This is a genomic window from Marinobacter santoriniensis NKSG1, assembly GCF_000347775.1.
Taxonomy (GTDB): Bacteria; Pseudomonadota; Gammaproteobacteria; order Pseudomonadales; family Oleiphilaceae; genus Marinobacter; species Marinobacter santoriniensis.
On record NZ_APAT01000015.1, the window covers coordinates 825,607 to 841,703 of the forward strand.

General features: G+C 59.2%; 16 protein-coding genes. 5 read left to right on the forward strand and 11 right to left on the reverse strand.

The features are described from left to right. Nucleotides 1-18: 18 nt before the first annotated feature. Nucleotides 19-696 (reverse strand): SIR2 family NAD-dependent protein deacylase, encoded by a 678-nt coding sequence (locus MSNKSG1_RS09520; RefSeq protein WP_008939045.1) that lies wholly within the window; start codon nt 694-696, stop codon nt 19-21. After that, on the reverse strand, nt 696-2,099 hold the full coding sequence (locus MSNKSG1_RS09525; protein ID WP_008939046.1) for an FAD-binding oxidoreductase: 1,404 nt from the start codon (nt 2,097-2,099) through the stop codon (nt 696-698). Before MSNKSG1_RS09525 ends, MSNKSG1_RS09520 begins: the two co-directional genes overlap by 1 nt. A 189-nt stretch (nt 2,100-2,288) precedes the next feature. Here MSNKSG1_RS09525 and serA point away from each other — a divergent pair, with 189 nt between their 5' ends. Then, the gene (serA, locus tag MSNKSG1_RS09530) at nt 2,289-3,518 is read left to right on the forward strand and encodes a phosphoglycerate dehydrogenase (protein WP_008939047.1); all 1,230 of its coding nucleotides are present in this window, start codon (nt 2,289-2,291) and stop codon (nt 3,516-3,518) included. A gap of 98 nt (nt 3,519-3,616) precedes the next feature. Then, a complete protein-coding gene (locus MSNKSG1_RS09535; RefSeq protein ID WP_008939048.1) occupies nt 3,617-4,411 on the forward strand; it encodes a phosphatase PAP2 family protein in 795 nt (264 codons plus the stop codon). An 86-nt stretch (nt 4,412-4,497) separates the two neighbouring features. On the opposite strand, the gene MSNKSG1_RS09540 is transcribed toward MSNKSG1_RS09535, so the two are convergent. Together MSNKSG1_RS09540 and MSNKSG1_RS09545 are read right to left on the reverse strand one after the other, a co-directional pair. Next, nucleotides 4,498-5,154 carry an OmpA family protein gene (locus tag MSNKSG1_RS09540; protein ID WP_008939049.1) on the reverse strand — a complete coding sequence of 219 codons (657 nt, stop codon included), beginning with the start codon at nt 5,152-5,154 and terminating at the stop codon, nt 4,498-4,500. Between the two features lie 16 nt (nt 5,155-5,170). After that, nucleotides 5,171-6,217, reverse strand: coding sequence for an alpha/beta hydrolase (locus MSNKSG1_RS09545; protein ID WP_008939050.1), 1,047 nt, complete (start codon nt 6,215-6,217; stop codon nt 5,171-5,173). 78 nt (nt 6,218-6,295) lie between these two features. On the opposite strand from MSNKSG1_RS09545, the gene MSNKSG1_RS09550 reads away from it, so the two are divergent. After that, nucleotides 6,296-7,189, forward strand: coding sequence for an alpha/beta hydrolase (locus MSNKSG1_RS09550; protein WP_008939051.1), 894 nt, complete (start codon nt 6,296-6,298; stop codon nt 7,187-7,189). Here MSNKSG1_RS09550 and MSNKSG1_RS09555 read toward each other — a convergent pair. Then, nucleotides 7,167-7,445 (reverse strand): GIY-YIG nuclease family protein, encoded by a 279-nt coding sequence (locus MSNKSG1_RS09555; protein WP_008939052.1) that lies wholly within the window; start codon nt 7,443-7,445, stop codon nt 7,167-7,169. The genes MSNKSG1_RS09550 and MSNKSG1_RS09555 overlap by 23 nt on opposite strands. Next, nucleotides 7,435-8,343, reverse strand: coding sequence for a DMT family transporter (locus tag MSNKSG1_RS09560; protein WP_008939053.1), 909 nt, complete (start codon nt 8,341-8,343; stop codon nt 7,435-7,437). Before MSNKSG1_RS09560 ends, MSNKSG1_RS09555 begins: the two co-directional genes overlap by 11 nt. A gap of 95 nt (nt 8,344-8,438) precedes the next feature. Between MSNKSG1_RS09560 and dctP the strand changes: the two genes are divergently transcribed. After that, nucleotides 8,439-9,539, forward strand: a complete 1,101-nt coding sequence (gene dctP / locus MSNKSG1_RS09565) for a TRAP transporter substrate-binding protein DctP (protein ID WP_008939054.1) — start codon at nt 8,439-8,441, stop codon at nt 9,537-9,539. On the opposite strand, the gene MSNKSG1_RS09570 is transcribed toward dctP, so the two are convergent. From MSNKSG1_RS09570 to MSNKSG1_RS09580, 3 genes are read right to left on the reverse strand one after another with little or no spacing between them, the layout of a single operon-like run. Further along, nucleotides 9,507-10,322 carry a mechanosensitive ion channel family protein gene (locus MSNKSG1_RS09570; protein ID WP_008939055.1) on the reverse strand — a complete coding sequence of 272 codons (816 nt, stop codon included), beginning with the start codon at nt 10,320-10,322 and terminating at the stop codon, nt 9,507-9,509. The genes dctP and MSNKSG1_RS09570 overlap by 33 nt on opposite strands. Before the next feature lie 9 nt (nt 10,323-10,331). Then, on the reverse strand, nt 10,332-11,585 hold the full coding sequence (locus MSNKSG1_RS09575) for a hypothetical protein (protein ID WP_008939056.1): 1,254 nt from the start codon (nt 11,583-11,585) through the stop codon (nt 10,332-10,334). Nucleotides 11,586-11,612: 27 nt separating this feature from the next. Then, on the reverse strand, nt 11,613-12,449 hold the full coding sequence (locus MSNKSG1_RS09580) for a 23S rRNA (adenine(2030)-N(6))-methyltransferase RlmJ (protein WP_008939057.1): 837 nt from the start codon (nt 12,447-12,449) through the stop codon (nt 11,613-11,615). A 141-nt stretch (nt 12,450-12,590) separates the two neighbouring features. Between MSNKSG1_RS09580 and MSNKSG1_RS09585 the strand changes: the two genes are divergently transcribed. Beyond that, nucleotides 12,591-13,904, forward strand: coding sequence for an MFS transporter (locus MSNKSG1_RS09585; protein WP_008939058.1), 1,314 nt, complete (start codon nt 12,591-12,593; stop codon nt 13,902-13,904). Between the two features lie 32 nt (nt 13,905-13,936). Here the strand turns inward: MSNKSG1_RS09585 and MSNKSG1_RS09590 are convergent, their stop codons facing one another. Both MSNKSG1_RS09590 and MSNKSG1_RS09595 read right to left on the reverse strand, forming a co-directional pair. Beyond that, complete coding sequence (locus MSNKSG1_RS09590) at nt 13,937-14,299, reverse strand: DUF4870 family protein (protein ID WP_008939059.1); 363 nt, start codon at nt 14,297-14,299, stop codon at nt 13,937-13,939. A 62-nt stretch (nt 14,300-14,361) separates the two neighbouring features. Continuing rightward, nucleotides 14,362-16,002 carry a methyl-accepting chemotaxis protein gene (locus MSNKSG1_RS09595; RefSeq protein ID WP_008939060.1) on the reverse strand — a complete coding sequence of 547 codons (1,641 nt, stop codon included), beginning with the start codon at nt 16,000-16,002 and terminating at the stop codon, nt 14,362-14,364. Between the last annotated feature and the right edge of the window lie 95 nt (nt 16,003-16,097).

A 16,097-nucleotide genomic window follows, 5' to 3' on the forward strand; every position in this document is an offset into this window, starting at 1 on the left:
GCACCCCGAACCTTTACGTCAACCGAGAGACCGTACCCAATCGGCCACGCCCTCAGAGGCACCCTTGCGTATCACCCGCGCCCTGGACACTGACGCCGGCTCCCCGGGATCAATCACGGTGATGGGCACATCAAAACCGACCTCGTGAACGAGGCCGGCGGCCGGATAGACCTGCAGTGACGTGCCGACGATCAGCAGGTGGTCCGCGGTTCGAACCACTTCCGCCGCCGCATCCAGCATGGGGACTTCCTCACCGAACCACACAATATGGGGCCGAAGCTGGGTGCCGCGCTCGCAGCGGTCACCCGGCTTTATATCTCCGTAACCGATGTCGTAGACCAGTTCCGGGAAACCGGTACTGCGTGCCTTTGTGAGCTCGCCGTGGAGGTGCAGAACCTGGCTGGATCCGCCCCGTTCGTGCAGGTCATCGACATTCTGCGTGACAATCGTGACGCGGTATCGGCGTTCCAGCTCCGCCAGGAGGCGATGTGCCTGGTTGGGGATCGCCGACTTCAGTTGATGCCGCCGGTCGTTGTAGAACCTGAGCACCAGTTCGGGATTGCGCTGGAACGCCTCGGGCGTGGCCACGTCGTACACGCTGTGCTGCTCCCACAGACCACCATTGTCACGGAAGGTGGAGAGACCGCTCTCGGCGCTGATGCCAGCGCCTGTGAGTACGACGATATGATCCTGCATCAGTCGAAAATCTTGCCCGGGTTCATGATGCCATTGGGATCGAACACCTGCTTGATCCCCTTAAGATAGGCAATTTCCGCTTCACTGCGGGTGTACTGCAAGTAGGGCTTCTTGGTCATCCCCACACCGTGTTCGGCGGAGACGCTGCCCTCGTAGCGTTCGACGATCTCGAACACCCATTTGTTGACCTGCTGGCATTTCTCAAAGAAATCCTCTTTCGCCATGTCCTCCGGCTTGAGAATGTTCAGGTGCAGGTTGCCATCGCCGATGTGGCCAAACCAGATGATCTCGAAGTCCGGGTAATGCTCGGTCACCACGCTGTCGATTTCCTGCAGGAAACCCGGCACCCGGGAAACCACGACGGAAATGTCATTTTTGTAGGGAATCCGGGGGGCGATGGATTCGGAAATCCGCTCCCGCAGCTGCCACAGGTTCTGCGCCTGGGTTTCGCTCTGGCTGATCACGCCATCAAGCACCCAGCCGGCTTCGACGCACTCTTCGAAGAGGGTCATGGCGTCATCCATCACCTGATCGGAAACGGCTTCAAATTCAAGCAGCGCGTAATACGGGGCTTCCGTTTCGAATGGCGCCTGCACCTGGCCATGGGCCAGTACATGCTGCATGGCCTGATGGGAGAAAAACTCATACGCCGTCAGGTCGAGCTTCTTCTGGAAGGACTGAAGGACATCCATAGTATTGGTCAGGTCCTTCAGGCCCAGCACCAGCACCGTCAGGTCGTCCGGCTTGCGGGTGAGTTTCATGGTGGCTTCAGTGATGAACCCCAGGGTTCCCTCGGCGCCAATGAACAGGTGACGCAGATCGTAGCCGGTATTGTTCTTGGCCAGATCCTTGTTCAGATCGATCACGTCGCCTTTCCCGGTCACCACCTTGAGGCCGGCAACCCAGTCCCGGCTCATGCCATAACGGATGACCTTGATGCCACCGGCATTGGTCGACAGGTTGCCGCCCAGCTGGCTGGAACCGGCCGAGGCAAAATCCACCGGGTAATACAGCCCGTTTTCTTCGGCAAACTGTTGCAGCTGTTCGGTCACCACACCGGCCTGACACCGCACGGTTCGGTCGCTCGGATTGAAATCAAGAATCCGGTTCATGTTGTCAAAGGCAACCACCACCTCGCCGTTGGCGGCAACCGCACCGGCGCTCAGACCAGTCCGGCCACCCGAGGGGACCAGAGCCACCTGATTTTCGTTGGCGAATGTCACCAGAGCCTGAACCTGCTCGGTGGTCTTCGGCAACACAATCGCGAGCGGTTTGGGTGGATAGATCTTGGTCCAGTCCTTTCCATAAGTATCGAGATCAGCGGGATCAGTCAGGACCTTACCGGGGGCGTCGCCTGCAGCAACGAGGTCTTTGAGGGCGGCAATGATCTGTTCGGAATTCATGGATACGTCAGTCTCGTCAGGGTTGGGCCAGAGCCTGTTGATACGGGATTCACAGGGAATTGATAAAGGCAAACCGGCGCGCTGTGAAAGTCTGCGTTTATGGTATCATACCGCCCCTGTTCTGTGAGCCGGGCTGACGATCCCCGGCTCCAGGTCATTTAATACGACGAAAGGTTCGGAAGCTAGCCCATGTCAAATACGTCTCTCGAAAAGAGCAAAATCCGGATCCTGCTGCTGGAAGGCGTGCATCAATCTGCCATTGATACCCTGAATGCCGCGGGTTACACCAATATCGAGTATCTGACCCATTCACTGGGCGAGGAAGAGCTGATCGAGAAGATCGCCGATGTGCATTTCGTCGGTCTGCGCTCCCGCACCCAGCTGACGGAGAAAGTATTTGAGGCCGCCCAGAAGCTGGTCGCGGTCGGTTGCTTCTGTATCGGGACGAACCAGGTGGACCTCAAGGCGGCGACCCGTCGCGGTATTGCCGTGTTCAACGCGCCTTTCTCCAACACCCGTTCCGTGGCGGAGCTGGTGCTGGCCCAGGCCATCCTGCTGCTGCGCGGTGTGCCCGAGAAAAACGCCAAGGCCCACCGGGGCGAGTGGCAGAAATCGGCCAAGAACAGTTTCGAAATCCGGGGTAAGAAGCTCGGCATTATCGGCTACGGCAACATCGGCACCCAGTTCAGTGTCCTGGCTGAGAGCCTGGGCATGGACGTCTACTTCTACGACGTGGTGTCCAAGCTGTCCATCGGTAACGCCACCCAGGTCGGTACCATGCAGGAACTGCTGAACATCGCCGACGTGGTGTCGCTGCATGTACCAGAGACGCCGGCCACCAAGTACATGTTCAAGGCGGAGCAGTTCGCCCAGATGAAGCCGGGCAGCATTTTCATGAACGCTTCCCGCGGAACCGTCGTGGATATCGACGCGCTGTCCGAAGCACTCGCCTCGGGCAAGCTGTTGGGCGCTGCCGTTGACGTATTCCCGGTTGAGCCGAAGTCCAACAAGGAAGAGTTTGTCTCTCCGCTGCGCGAATTCGACAACGTGATCCTGACGCCGCACGTGGGCGGTTCCACCATGGAAGCGCAGGAAAACATCGGCCGCGAAGTCGCCGAGAAGCTGGCCATGTACAGCGATAACGGCACCTCCGTATCGTCCGTCAACTTCCCGGAAGTGGCTCTGCCTTCGCACCCCAACCAGCACCGCCTGCTGCATATTCACGAAAACGTGCCGGGCGTGATGTCCGAAATCAACCAGGTGTTCTCGGAAAACGAGATCAACGTCTGCGGGCAGTATCTGCAGACCAAGGAGGAGATTGGCTACGTGGTCGTCGATGTGGATAAAGCCTACGGCGAACTGGCTCTCGAGAAGCTTAGCCAGGTCAAGGGCACCATTCGCTGCCGCGTACTGTTCTGAATGACCGGAACAAACCGGCCACCGAAAAACCGGCGCCACGGCGTCGGTTTTTTTGCGTCTGAATCAAAAAATTAAGCCTGTTTTAAGAATGGCCGGGTATGCTGGCCAACTTTCTGGACCTGTGTGACATCCGTATGCCCGACCATTCTTCCAGCCAGACCTCAACGCTTTCTGGTCCAATCAGCCAGACATCTGCCTATCCTTGGCAATGGAAAGTTCTTGTTGCCTGGGCCGCGTTCCTGACCGGCATTGCCATTTTCCAGGCGTTTGACCTGGATTTTCGGGTTGCCGATTTCCTGTACAGCCTGGAAGGTCAGCAGTGGGCCTTCAAGCATCGGTACCTGTTTGAAACCATCTTGCACAGTGACGCCCGCGGGCTCAGCAAAGCCATGGGCGGTGTCGTTATCCTTGCGCTGATTTTCGTGTCCCTGAGCAAGCGGGCCATCCAGTGGCGAAGACCTTTGCTGTACCTGTTTCTGGCGGTCGGGCTCTCGACCCTGGCTGTGTCTGTGATCAAACATCTGGTGCCCATGGACTGCCCGTGGAATCTCATTCGCTATGGCGGTGACCAGCCCTTCGTCGGCCTCCTCGCGACGAGACCGGACAGCATGCCGGACACGGCCTGTTTTCCGGCCGGTCATGCGAGCGCCGGCTATGCCTGGATTGCCCTGTATTTTTTCCTGGCAGCCTGGCGCCCCCGCTGGCGCTTTCTCGGGCTTGCCACAGGCCTGTTAATGGGGCTTGTTTTCGGCGTTGCACAGCAGTTCCGGGGTGCCCACTTTCTGTCCCACGATCTGTGGACGCTGATGATTTGCTGGACCATAAGCTTCAGCCTCGCCAGCCTGTTGCTGCCTGGGGCCGAAAAAACGGAGAGGGAAAACGAGAGGGAATAGATCCGGCAGTCAAACCCGGGACTGCGCGGACCCGACAGGCCAGCCGGACTGAATGCCGGCTGGCCTGCTAGAGGGACGTTCTGGATTTATTGCATCGGCACCAGCGTCAACTCGACGCGGCGATTCTGCTCACGCCCTGCGGCGGTGTCGTTGGAAGCCACAGGATAGCGCTCACCGTAACCCACAGCACGGGTACGACGCGGCTCGATGCCCTGATTCAGCAGGAAATCGCGAACCGATGCCGCACGCTTCTCACTCAACAGCTGGTTGTAGCTGTCGGAACCGGAGCTGTCGGTGTGACCCTCGATCTGGATGATGGTCTTGTCGTACTCCTTGAGCACAAGTGCCACGGATTCCAGCGTATTCGAGAAGGACGGTTTGATCGACGCCTGGTTGAGGTCAAAGGTAATATTGCCCGGCATCACCAACTGAATCTGATCGCCATTCCGGACCACCCGAACGCCGGAGCCTTCCAGCTTGCGACGCAGCTCCGCTTCCTGCTTGTCCATGTAGTAGCCAATACCACCACCGATGGCAGCACCGCTGGCAGCACCGATCAGCGCCCCCTTGCCACGATCGCTCTTACTTGAAGTCGCAGCACCGACCACCGCGCCACCGATTGCACCGATCACACTGCCTTTGGTCGCGTTGGAAGTCTTCTCCTCGCCGGTGTAGGGATCGTAGGTCATACAGCCAGTGACGCCATAGGCGGCGATGACGCATGCAAGAATGGTTTTTTTCACAGCTTTCTCCTGTGCGTTATTGAACAGGTTTGGTGAGCGGCGACCTGTCTTTGGCCTGTGCCGCACCCGCCCCGGTGTTGGTGAACGTATCAATGATGGTATTGAATACCTGTGCCTGCAAATCCTGGGCTTCATTCACAAGATGATGACGTCCGTCCGGGATTCTCAGTTCCTCAATCGAGGAGAATTTGTTCCGGATGATCCGGAGATTGTGTTGCCAGTCCACGGTTTTGTCCTTCTCCCCCTGCACAACGGTCACCGGAAAATCGACCGGCCGTGCCGACTCAATATGCGGCACCCACTGTCGAAGTGCCGTGACCCAATCCACATGCACAGCCCGGGCCTGGAGTGGATCGTGTTCTCGAAGAAAGCGCAGAAAACGGGTGTTCCCGCTGTTTTCAGCAAATGCCCGATGCCAACGGGTGATAAAGGGCTTGACCACCGTATGGAGAATCCTGGCCCCCAGCCACCCCATGGGACGCACCAACGGAGCAAGCAGAACCACCCGTTTGAAGTCGGACGAGTCCGGATCGTGATGATTCGACAGGAGATAATCGATCAGAATGGCGCCACCGGTGCTCTGGCCTACGGCGAACCAGGGCTCTCGAACCTTTCCCCGCACCTGACGAATCACCGACGACAGGACCTCCTGGTACTCCAGGAAGCTGCCAATGGCTGCCGGGGTCCCACTGGACAGCCCGTGACCCGGCTGATCGTAGGCAAGCACATCCAGACCGGCACCGAGGCACCGGTCGATCAGTTGGCTGTAGAGACCCACGTGATCAAAATAACCGTGCAGAATGAACACGGTGCCCCGATGGGCAACGGAACCGGATAAGCGATAATAATGGACCATTACCTGATGTTCGTCGGCCTGGACGTAGCCCTGGTGGTAGTGGACATCCGGATGCTCTACCCAGAGATCCAGCCCGTAAAACCGGCAATAGGCGACCATTTCGTCGCTCAGGGGACGTTCCTCTCCGGGCTCAAAGGGCTCCAGACGCTCGAGCAGCGAGTGTCTGTTCCAATCCGGAATTTCTATGGTATCTGTTTTCCAGTACACGTAGAGTTAAACGCCTGTCAGGGTTCGTAATTAGCTGTTAGGGCTGACATCCTATCGCATAGCGGGAGTAGAACACAGATGTTCCAACCTCTTCTTGAGGCCGGTTTACGGCAAACCATGAGCCGACTGGTCCGTCCGATGCTGAGTCCTCGGGTACCGGTCAAGCTTCAGCGTCGCCTGATCCGACAGGCCTACCGAAGCTCGACTCCACCCCGCGGCTGCCAATTCGAACACGGCATCCTGGCAGACGTTCCGGTCCTCCGGACCCGAACGGCGAATCCCGGAACGGGCGTCGTTCTTTACCTCCACGGTGGCGCATTCATGATCGGCTCGCCGGATACTCACCGTGGTCTCACAGGCCACCTCGCGCAGGCCTGCGGGTGTGAAGTGGTGACGCCGGATTACCGACTCGCGCCGGAACATCCGTTTCCAGCCGCACTTGAAGATGCCCACGATACCTATCTGGCCCTGATTGCCGAGGGCGTTCCGCCGGCACAGATCGCGCTGGCCGGGGACTCCGCCGGTGCCGGACTGTGCGTGGCGCTCGCGATGCACCTGAGAGATCGGGGAGAGCCGCTTCCAGGCTCGCTGACCCTGTTTTCACCCTGGACCGATCTTACCCAGACACAACTCTATTCACCGGAGCGGGAACCCGTCATCCAGTCGGGCTGGACTGAAAAGGCGGCGCGCCTCTATGCCGGCTCTGAAGCCCTTGATCACCCACTGATCTCGATCGTGTACGGCGATTTCAAAGGCTTACCGCCGATGCTGATTCAGGTGGGCAGCGAGGAAATATTGCTCAATGATGCGGTGCGTCTGAAGGATGTGGCCGAGCGGGATGGCGAGCCGGTTCGCCTGGAAATCTACAACAGTCTCTGGCACGTTTTCCAGGTGCATGCCGGTCAGCTGGACCGGGCCACCGACGCCATCCGGACCGCAGGTGAGCACATCAGATCACATCTGAAAGGCTGACCTCGCCCCGGATCAACGCCTCTTTCCGGGCTCTTGGCCAGCGTTTGATGTGCCATTCGAGACGCGAGGCCAGCTGTCGGTCCCCGGCCGCTTCCGAGAATACCAGCTCCAGAGGACCTTTCCCCCGAAGGCTTCGGGCGCCTCTCGGAGCACCGGCGGCGTGTTCGGCAAACCGCCGTTGCACATCGGTGGAAATGCCGGTGTAAAGCGCACCGCTGGCGGTACGGACCATGTAAAGGAACCAGTCACCGCCCATGGGCCAGCTCCGCTTCACGCACTTTCACCTTTCGTTGCTGCAGCCAGAGTCCGCCCATGATCAACGCCAGACCAATGTAGGTGGAAATCAGGATCACTTCACCAAGAATAAAATAAATGAACACCAGGGACAGGAAGGGGGAAATGAAAATCAGATTGCTGACCCGGGAGGTGTTTTCGGCTTTTTTCATGGCGTAGGACCAGAGGACAAAGGCCACGCCCATTTCGAAAACCCCGACATAGACTGCGGCAAGGAGCGGCCCGCCAGACGCGATGCTGTATCCCGCGGTCAGACCACACACCACCGCAATCACCGGCAGGCCGAACAGGAAATTCAGGAATAGCCCTACAACCGGGTCCCGATCGTCCCGGGTCGCAATGATCCAGTAGGACGCCCAGATCACAGTACTTCCGAGAGCAAGACCTACGCCGATCGGATCCGAGAATGACAGCGAGGTGATATTGCCGCGAGTGGCAATCACAACAACACCGGCATAACAGACCAGTCCGGCAACGACATCAATCCGGCGCAACCGCTGCCCGAGAAAGGGAACCGACAGGTAGGCCAGCACAAGCGCCCAGGTGTAGTTGAGCGGTTGGGCCTCCTGAGCCGGCAAGCGGTCAAACGCGCCAAACAGGACAAAGTAATACAGGCACGGATTGATCAACCCCATCCCGATCGACTGCAGGTATTGCCGGCGGGACAGAGAGAAAACCAGCTTCCAACGCCCCTGTACTTTCAGGATAAGCGCCATCACGACGACCGACGCTGCACAGGCAATCAACAGCATCTGGACCGGCGCCAGATCCTGAAGCGCCAGTTTGAATGCCGTTGCAACCGTCGACCACAGCAGCACCGTTGCAAGACCGAACAGCATCGCCTGTTTCTGGTTTGCCATGAAGATCAACTCCGTCGCAGCGGGAAGCTCTCCGCCGAATATGTTAGCTTAGGGCTGGTTCACCATCTCAGTAACCAGGGTCTGGAGAGAAGGACATGCATACCCACCGCCTCTGGCTGCCGCTCCTGGCGAGCCTTGTTATTGCCCTGGCCGGCTGTTCCGATTCCGAAACCGGCAAGACGCGAGACTCATCAGAGGCCTCATCCGACGATTTTCCGGTAACCTGGCGTTTCGCCCTCGAAGAAATCGAGGGCAGTGTACAACACGCCTACGCCCGGGAGCTAAAATCCAGAATCGAAGCGAATTCCGACGGCCGGATCGTCGTCGATGTATTCCCCTACGGCTCCCTCGGCACCTCCTCACAACTGACCGAGCTGGTCCGTAACGGATCGGTCAACATGGCGTTCGCCTCACCCGGCCACCTTTCGGACCTCGTCCCTGAAACCGGGGTATTCCTGCTCCACTTTCTGGTTCCGGACGATGACGACGTCGCCAGACGCCTGTTTACCGACCCGTCCCTCACGGAGCTCTTTGCACCGGCTTACCAGGAGCGCAACCTCACCCTGCTGGGTTTCGTGCCGGAGGGCTGGATGGCGTGGACCGCCAACAAGCCGTTGCGAACGCCGGACGATTTCCAGGGCCTGCGATTCCGGACCATGACCTCCAACATGTCAGCAGAAGCGTTCCGGGCCTATGGCGCAGCCCCCGTCAAAACACCCTACTCCAAGGTCTTCAGCGAGCTGCAGTTGCGGCAGTTGGACGGCCAGACCAACCCGGTTTTTGCCATTGAGGAAATGAATTTCCACGAAGTGCAAAACACGATGACCCGGGCGAGAGCGACTCAGTTCGTTTCATCCGTGGTGGCCAATCCGGGCTGGTATCAGGGCCTGCCGGCGCGGCAGAAAGAATGGCTGGAGCAGTCCATTCGCGAACTCGGCAAGGATGCCTGGAACCTTCAGAAGGACCTGAACCAGACGCGACTGGAAGCGATCACTACTGACGGAGATATCCGCGTCGTGACTCTCACTGACGAGGAACGGAATACCTTCCGGGAGGCCAGTCAGCCCACCTACCAGTATTACCTTGAGCAGAACGGTACTCGAGGGGAGCAGATTCTCTCAACCATCCAGGGGATGGTGGCCACTTTCGCCAAAACCCCTAAATCAGGCGGGACTGGCAACACTGACGGGAACTGATGCCGGGCAGACGCCGTGCTCCGACAGTATATCCATTCCCCTCGCCGTCAGATCGCTGACAAACCGGAACTGGTCCCGCGGCTCCAGTGGATAGGCCTTGAGCCGATAGGTCAAACCCCACGGGTGCTGGGCGACGACCACCGAAATGGGTTTCATGGTCTTGGTGTAGGGCGAGGTGAACGCGACATCCCTTAACAGGCTCATGACCCTGCGAACATCGTGGCCCGGTGTCAGGTGAAACTCCGCCACACACATCAGGTTGTCGGTGCCGTCGTTGCCGTTCGCGATCAAGGCATTCCAGAGTGTCGAGTGGGGTATGAGCACCACCGTGTCGTCCGGGCTGACGATCTCTGCTGCCCGGGTTCCGATGGAACGGACCTCACCGTACTTGCCGTTCACCTCGATCCAGTCTCCTGGCCGATACGGCATCTCGTAGAGGGTGACGATGCCGGCGATCAGGCTGTTGGCGTAATCCTTGAACGCAAACCCCAATGCCAGGCCCAGGGTGCCGAAAATGGCGACCATGTTCTCGAACGACGGCTCAATCAGGATCGGAACCACAACGACAATGGTCACGACAATGATCACCAGCCTGAGCAGGGGCACCGACGCCAACAGATAAAGCCGGGTCTTGCCGCCCAACCGGGCGGCCACGCCCGGTACCAGCTTCTGGATCAGGAAGATCAGCATCGCCGCAGCGGCAATGACAATGGCCGCCTCCATCACAGCCTGGGATGTGACGGTCGAGAACAGGCCTTTCAGACCACCGAGTGTTTCTTCCATGTTACCCCCCTAAAACTCATCCACCGGATAGCCCCAGCTCAGCAGGTGGCGCCGAACCGTCGGGTATCCCAAGGGGGTCACCCGCCAATGCCGGGAAGCATCGCCCCTTTCGATAATGTCGGCCCTGACGAGACGCGACAGGGCCAGCTGCAAAGGCGCCCCCCTCACATCCGATACCATTGCCAGGCGCTCCTCATCCAGACCGTCGTGCAGCAGCAGCGCATGGAGAATAAAGCCGATGGCCCGATCGTAGGTCTGGAGCATCGTCGGAAGACTGAGCTGATCCATGTGCACCACCCAGCACTCCCGATACCTACCTGCCTCATCCGTTGTCTGTTCCTCCGCTTCGGCACTTTCTTCCGGACGTGCCCGAAGGGCGTGCTGCCAGATCGCCAGCGCCACGCCAGGATTCCCCCTCGAAGCAATCGCCAGATCGCGGAGAAACCCGGCGTGTTTACGTCGGGAGCCATCGTCGGGGTCATCAATGGGAAGGACATACAAACCGTCATCGGCCATGCGCGCCACCAATGGTCGACGGTCCTGCAGTATCGAGAGATTGCCAAACCAACGCCCCAGGCGCTCAGCATCCAGCGGGGCTGGCGTCAAAGGACCCAGGTGCGCATCGGGCAGATATCTGGACCAGAATTGCCAGCACCAGCTGGAACAGCCAATGATACCCGGCCCCGTCTCACCGGCCGCCACACGGCGCAGCAACTCCGGAATCAGCGCGAGCCCCGCGGGATGCCGGAGCCAGAAATCGCCGAGTTCGGGTATGACCCACGCGCTGGCGAGATCCTGCTTATCCCACCACTGCCGAGCCTGTGCTTCGGTCATGCACAGATCCTCGGGCGGAGCGACCAACCGCCACGGGTCCGTTGCCCCGTCCGGCCCTAACGTGGGTAATCGGACCAGCGATTCACGCAACCCGGAGAAAGGCGGCGCAACGATCAGGGCAACATCGCGGCTGAACGCGCCGGAGGTTCTGAGGGTCTCAAGCGACGCAACAAGCGTTCGCGCCTGGGCGAAATAATCCGGATAGGGCGCGATGCGCTCCCGCTGTCGTTCAGACAGAACAGGCAGGTCGTCCAGGCTCTGAAAAGGCTCTTCTTCCGGTGCGATTCCCTGTCGGAGCTGCGCCATCAGATGCCGTACCGCCCCCTTGACCGTGCGCCGGACGGAGGTCTCAGGAATCCGCCAACTCTCCATCGTGATGAGCTGGCCGAGTGGCGAGCCCTCGCTGTCTGCCCCGTTTTCGTCCTTCAAACAGAAGACTCCTGAAATGCCATGTTGTTATTCCGGAACCAGCCAGTCCAGCTCGTGTCGAATCCCCAGCCCTTCGGCTCCTGAAACCTCGTCGAGCATCCCGGCAAGCCTGTCGTCGAATCCCCACGGCGGATTGACAATCAACATGCCGGAACCGGTCATGCCTCGTTCCGGAGGATGGTTAAGATGTATTTCGCTCATGAGAATTTTCCGGACCGGTCCAGCTCTGAGCGCTTCTTTCAACTGCTTTTCCAGGCCAGACGTCAGAACCGGATACCAGATAAGATAGACCCCATGGCGACATTTTTGCCACGCCCTCTGCAGGGTTTCGGCAACGGCACTGTAGTCAGATTTGATCTCATAGGACGGATCAATCAGGACCAGCAGTCTGGGCTGTTTCGGAGGCAGTTGGCCAAGCAGGCCTTTCAGACCGTCTTCCCGCAACACCCGAACCTTGCGACCGGCCCAGTTGGCGAGCTGCTCACTCTCAGACGGGTGTAACTCAAACGCGGTCAACGCATCATCGGCGCGGAGGAACTGGCGGAACCACTGCGGCGAGCCGGGATAGGTGGCCAGGCGGTCATCGCCGGCGTTGAGATGACCAAGCAGGTCCAGCACCGGCTGCCAGTCGGGTGATCTGAGGTGTTCACGCCGTTGCCAAAGCCTCTGTACACCCCCATCGGCCTCGCCGGTTTTCCTCGCACGTTCCCCGCCAAGGTCATACACCGCACTGCCCGCATGAGTGTCGAAACACGCGATGGCGGAGGCCTTGGCCTGCATCATCGATAACGCCAACGTCAGCGCCGCATGCTTCTGGACATCGGCAAAATTGCCCGCGTGAAATGCGTGAAGATAGCTGAGCATGAAGAAAGCCCCTGAAAACTGACATTTAGCCCCAGTGGACCTGCACAGGCAAGTCCGATCCTCCAATCCAACCGTAAACGGCGTTTATCTCTGAGAGTTCAGGCTGTTATGCTTTTGCCAAATCCATCAGGAGGATACCCATTGCCACCTAGCAAGCAGGACACCATCGACCAGCTCTATGGCCTGATCGCCAACGAGGAGGACGCCCGTGTCTGCAAAGACATCCCGGAGGAAGCCTGCAGGGAAGTCCCCCGCAATTTTTTCCTGATTCTGGCCAGTAACGTCCTGACCAAGCTCGGTGATCTCCTGATCAGCCCGAAAACCGTACTCGCCTGGCTGATGAGCGCCGTCGGTGCGCCGGCGATGGTGGCATGGCTGGTTCCTATCCGGGAATCCGGTTCCATGGTGCCACAAATGGTGATCGCAGCCTGGGTTCGCAAGAAGGCCATACGCAAGTGGTTCTGGACGCTGGGCAGCTTTGGCCAGGCTGCCAGCGTTGTTGGCATGGCAGCCAGCGTCTGGTTTCTCGATGGGTATGCCGCCGGCGGCGGCCTCATTGCCGCGCTGGTGGTGTTCTCGCTGGCCCGGGGCTTCTGCTCGGTATCCATGAAGGACGTCCAGGGCAAATGTATCCCGAAAACCCGTCGGGGGCGGCTGTCCGGGCTGGCCACCACCGTCGGCGGCACAGCGACGGTGGTAATGACCGCATTGCTGTTCTGGGATCGTGGAGAGCCCTCCCTAACCTTCTACGCAACGCTACTGCTCCTGGCAGCGGTACTCTGGGTCATCGCCGGATTCCTGTTCGCCAATGTCGAAGAGTACGCCGGAGAAACCGGCGGCGGTGGCAACGCCATGACCGAAGCCATCCGGAGCCTGTCCCTGCTCCGGGACGATGCCCCGTTCCGGCACTTCGTCATCACCCGGGCCCTGCTCCTGTGCTCCGCCCTGGCATCGCCTTACTTCGTGGTACTGGCGCAGCGGGAATCGGACATCGGCTGGATGCTGGGCGTGTTTCTGCTGGCCAGCAGCCTCGCCAGCTCCCTGAGCGCGAGCTTCTGGGGCTGGGCCGCAGATACTTCCAGCCGAAGAGTGATGATCCGGGGCGCCGCCATGGCGAGCGCGGTCTGTCTAGGAGTCGGGTTTACCGCCCTGATTGCTGGGCCGGACATGGGCAGCGTCTGGTTCTACCCGATCGCCTTTTTTGCGCTCAGCATTGCCCATGCGGGCGTTCGCCTCGGCCGAAAGACCTATCTGATAGATATGGCCGGGGGCAACAAGCGCACGGATTACACGGCCGTCAGCAACACCGTCATCGGCATTTTGCTGCTGGTAACGGGCGGGATCACTGCCTGGATTTCCACGCTGTCCGAGGTTGCCGTCATACTCGTGCTCGGCTTTATGGGCCTGGCTGGGCTTCTCAGCGCCTTCAGGTTAAAAGAAGTCACTGACATGTGACTTGAACGGCGAACAAACCATTTCTGTCAGAATCAGACTACTTTCCCTTCGTTAAGGGCCAGAGCTCCCTTCACCACGCGGTAGATAATCCAGATCGAAATGCCCAGCAGAATAAACCAGCCTATGATGATGCCGGTCGTGATAACGCCGATGACAGTCCACAGAAGACCAATCCAGAAGGTTCGGATCTGCCACTGGAAATGACGCTCGATCCAGGTATTGCGAACGTCGTCCAGCTTGACGTAGTTGATGATGACACCGACGAGACCGGTAATGCCGCCAACAAAAAAGGACAGGGCCTGCAGTATATAAACCAGCACAGCAATGTTGCGGGCCGGGTCCGACCTGCGCCGGACCGGATCGGAGTCTGCGGGAATGTACTCTGAATCGGACATGGGCTGCTTCCTGGCTGAATTACGCTTTCAGTCTAACATACCCCTACCCGCGGACCGGAACGTCAGTGATGCTCCGGCCGGTACCCCAGGCGGAATCCGCCCCAGTGCTTGCCGTTCACATAGATTGGCACAGACAGGTCATGCATGATCTCACCGGTGTCCCGCCGGTAGGTCTGGAGCAGCATGTTTTCCGTGTGACTGCCACAGCGGATGCCGGTCCGATCATTGAACAACCGCTTGCTTCGGCTCTTGACCAGATCCACCTCCGGTTTGCCGGTGGGCGGGTGAGCGAAATCCCGGTTATGGGTCGGCACATAGCCGTCCGGCGCGCAGGCGATCGCAAAAACCAGAGCCTCATGGGCGTCCTTCACGGGTTCCTGTATGGCCGGAAGCGCCTGGTCCGTGAACTGGTCAAACCGGCTGGCATACTTGGTCGGATGCGTATTGGGAATCGCATCGCGGGTTTTGTCGAACAGTGCACTTTCGGTCAGGCGGCCATCAGCGATGGCGTGTTCGAACAACTCGCCAATCCGGCGGGCGCCGTCCCGGGCCTGATCGTAGAAGAACCGGTGGTAACTGGCCTCACTGTTCAGGGCAAAGGCCGCGTTGGCCTTCTCCGCCAATTCCATCAAGGTGGCGGCCTGTTCCGCCAGCGACGCGACACTGGCATCACTCTCGGAAATCTGGTCGCGAACCGTCTCAATGGCCGAAAAGACCTGTTCCAGGCTCTGCTCATTGCTCTGGTCAATCTCGGCTATTCTCTGGACCTGTTGCTGGACCCGGTCCGACTGGTCCCGGATCTGATCCAGACGTTCGCCCACACTCTCCACCGATGACAGCCCTTCATCGATGCTTTTGGCAAGATCTTCGATGCGGGAAACGATGAGCGTGGTATCGGAGCGAATTTCCTCCAGCGTTTCGGCGACCTCACTGGTTGCCTGGGCGGTTCGCCCGGCAAGTTGTCGAACTTCATCGGCAACTACCGCAAAACCCCGGCCCTGCTCTCCGGCCCGGGCAGCCTCAATGGCGGCGTTCAGTGCCAACAGATTGGTCTGCTCGGCAATGCCCTGAATGGTGGTGGTCACACCCTGAATCTTGTTGGATTTCTCATTCAGCTCCTGAATGAGCCGCAGGTTCTCACCCGACTGCTGATGAACCTGGCGGACACTCTCAATAGCGCTGACCAGAGCCTCCCGCCCTTCGCTGCTGGTCACACTCGCCTGGTGCGCCATGGTGGCGGCATCCGTGGCCTGGCTCGAGGATTCCCGGACCGTTTCCGTAATATGTCCGGCATGACTCGCCATCTGTGCGGTTTCTTCCACCTGTCGGTCCAGTCGCAGTTTCACCTGATCAGCTGCAAAGGAGACCTGGGCCGCCGAGATCGCGTTGCGGTCAGCACTATCAGACAGGGTTTCGACCAACGCCCGGCCAGAGGCCGCATCCGAGAGAAGTCCGGCGCATTTCAGCCGCAGCGGGTGATCATCCGGAAGGGAGCCATCGTTGAGACCGTCGATGCCCCGCTCGGCAGGCTCCAGCACCCGGACCACCAGGTACACACTGGCGACCACCAATCCCAGGATCACGCCAACCATCAGTGAAATGGGGTCCAGTCCTAACACAGGCGCCACGAACACCCCCGCCACTGCCAACACACTGGCAACCACCAGTCCCCAGACTGCCGTTGAGCGATCAAGTAAACCCATAACAACCTCATAGTTATTGTTCTGTCTGCTTTCATCTTGTTATTGAAGGCCATCAAGGAGAGTAATAAATTGATATGAGTTAATAACTCATACTT

Bases quoted from the DNA above. Each gene is read 5' to 3' on its own strand.
- MSNKSG1_RS09520 (WP_008939045.1), bottom strand. From the start codon at position 696: ATGCAGGATCATATCGTCGTACTCACAGGCGCTGGCATCAGCGCCGAG.
- MSNKSG1_RS09525 (WP_008939046.1), bottom strand. From the start codon at position 2,099: ATGAATTCCGAACAGATCATTGCCGCCCTCAAAGACCTCGTTGCTGCA.
- serA (WP_008939047.1), top strand. From the start codon at position 2,289: ATGTCAAATACGTCTCTCGAAAAGAGCAAAATCCGGATCCTGCTGCTG.
- MSNKSG1_RS09535 (WP_008939048.1), top strand. From the start codon at position 3,617: ATGCTGGCCAACTTTCTGGACCTGTGTGACATCCGTATGCCCGACCAT.
- MSNKSG1_RS09550 (WP_008939051.1), top strand. From the start codon at position 6,296: ATGTTCCAACCTCTTCTTGAGGCCGGTTTACGGCAAACCATGAGCCGA.
- MSNKSG1_RS09555 (WP_008939052.1), bottom strand. From the start codon at position 7,445: ATGGGCGGTGACTGGTTCCTTTACATGGTCCGTACCGCCAGCGGTGCG.
- MSNKSG1_RS09560 (WP_008939053.1), bottom strand. From the start codon at position 8,343: ATGGCAAACCAGAAACAGGCGATGCTGTTCGGTCTTGCAACGGTGCTG.
- dctP (WP_008939054.1), top strand. From the start codon at position 8,439: ATGCATACCCACCGCCTCTGGCTGCCGCTCCTGGCGAGCCTTGTTATT.
- MSNKSG1_RS09570 (WP_008939055.1), bottom strand. From the start codon at position 10,322: ATGGAAGAAACACTCGGTGGTCTGAAAGGCCTGTTCTCGACCGTCACA.
- MSNKSG1_RS09580 (WP_008939057.1), bottom strand. From the start codon at position 12,449: ATGCTCAGCTATCTTCACGCATTTCACGCGGGCAATTTTGCCGATGTC.
- MSNKSG1_RS09590 (WP_008939059.1), bottom strand. From the start codon at position 14,299: ATGTCCGATTCAGAGTACATTCCCGCAGACTCCGATCCGGTCCGGCGC.
- MSNKSG1_RS09595 (WP_008939060.1), bottom strand. From the start codon at position 16,002: ATGGGTTTACTTGATCGCTCAACGGCAGTCTGGGGACTGGTGGTTGCC.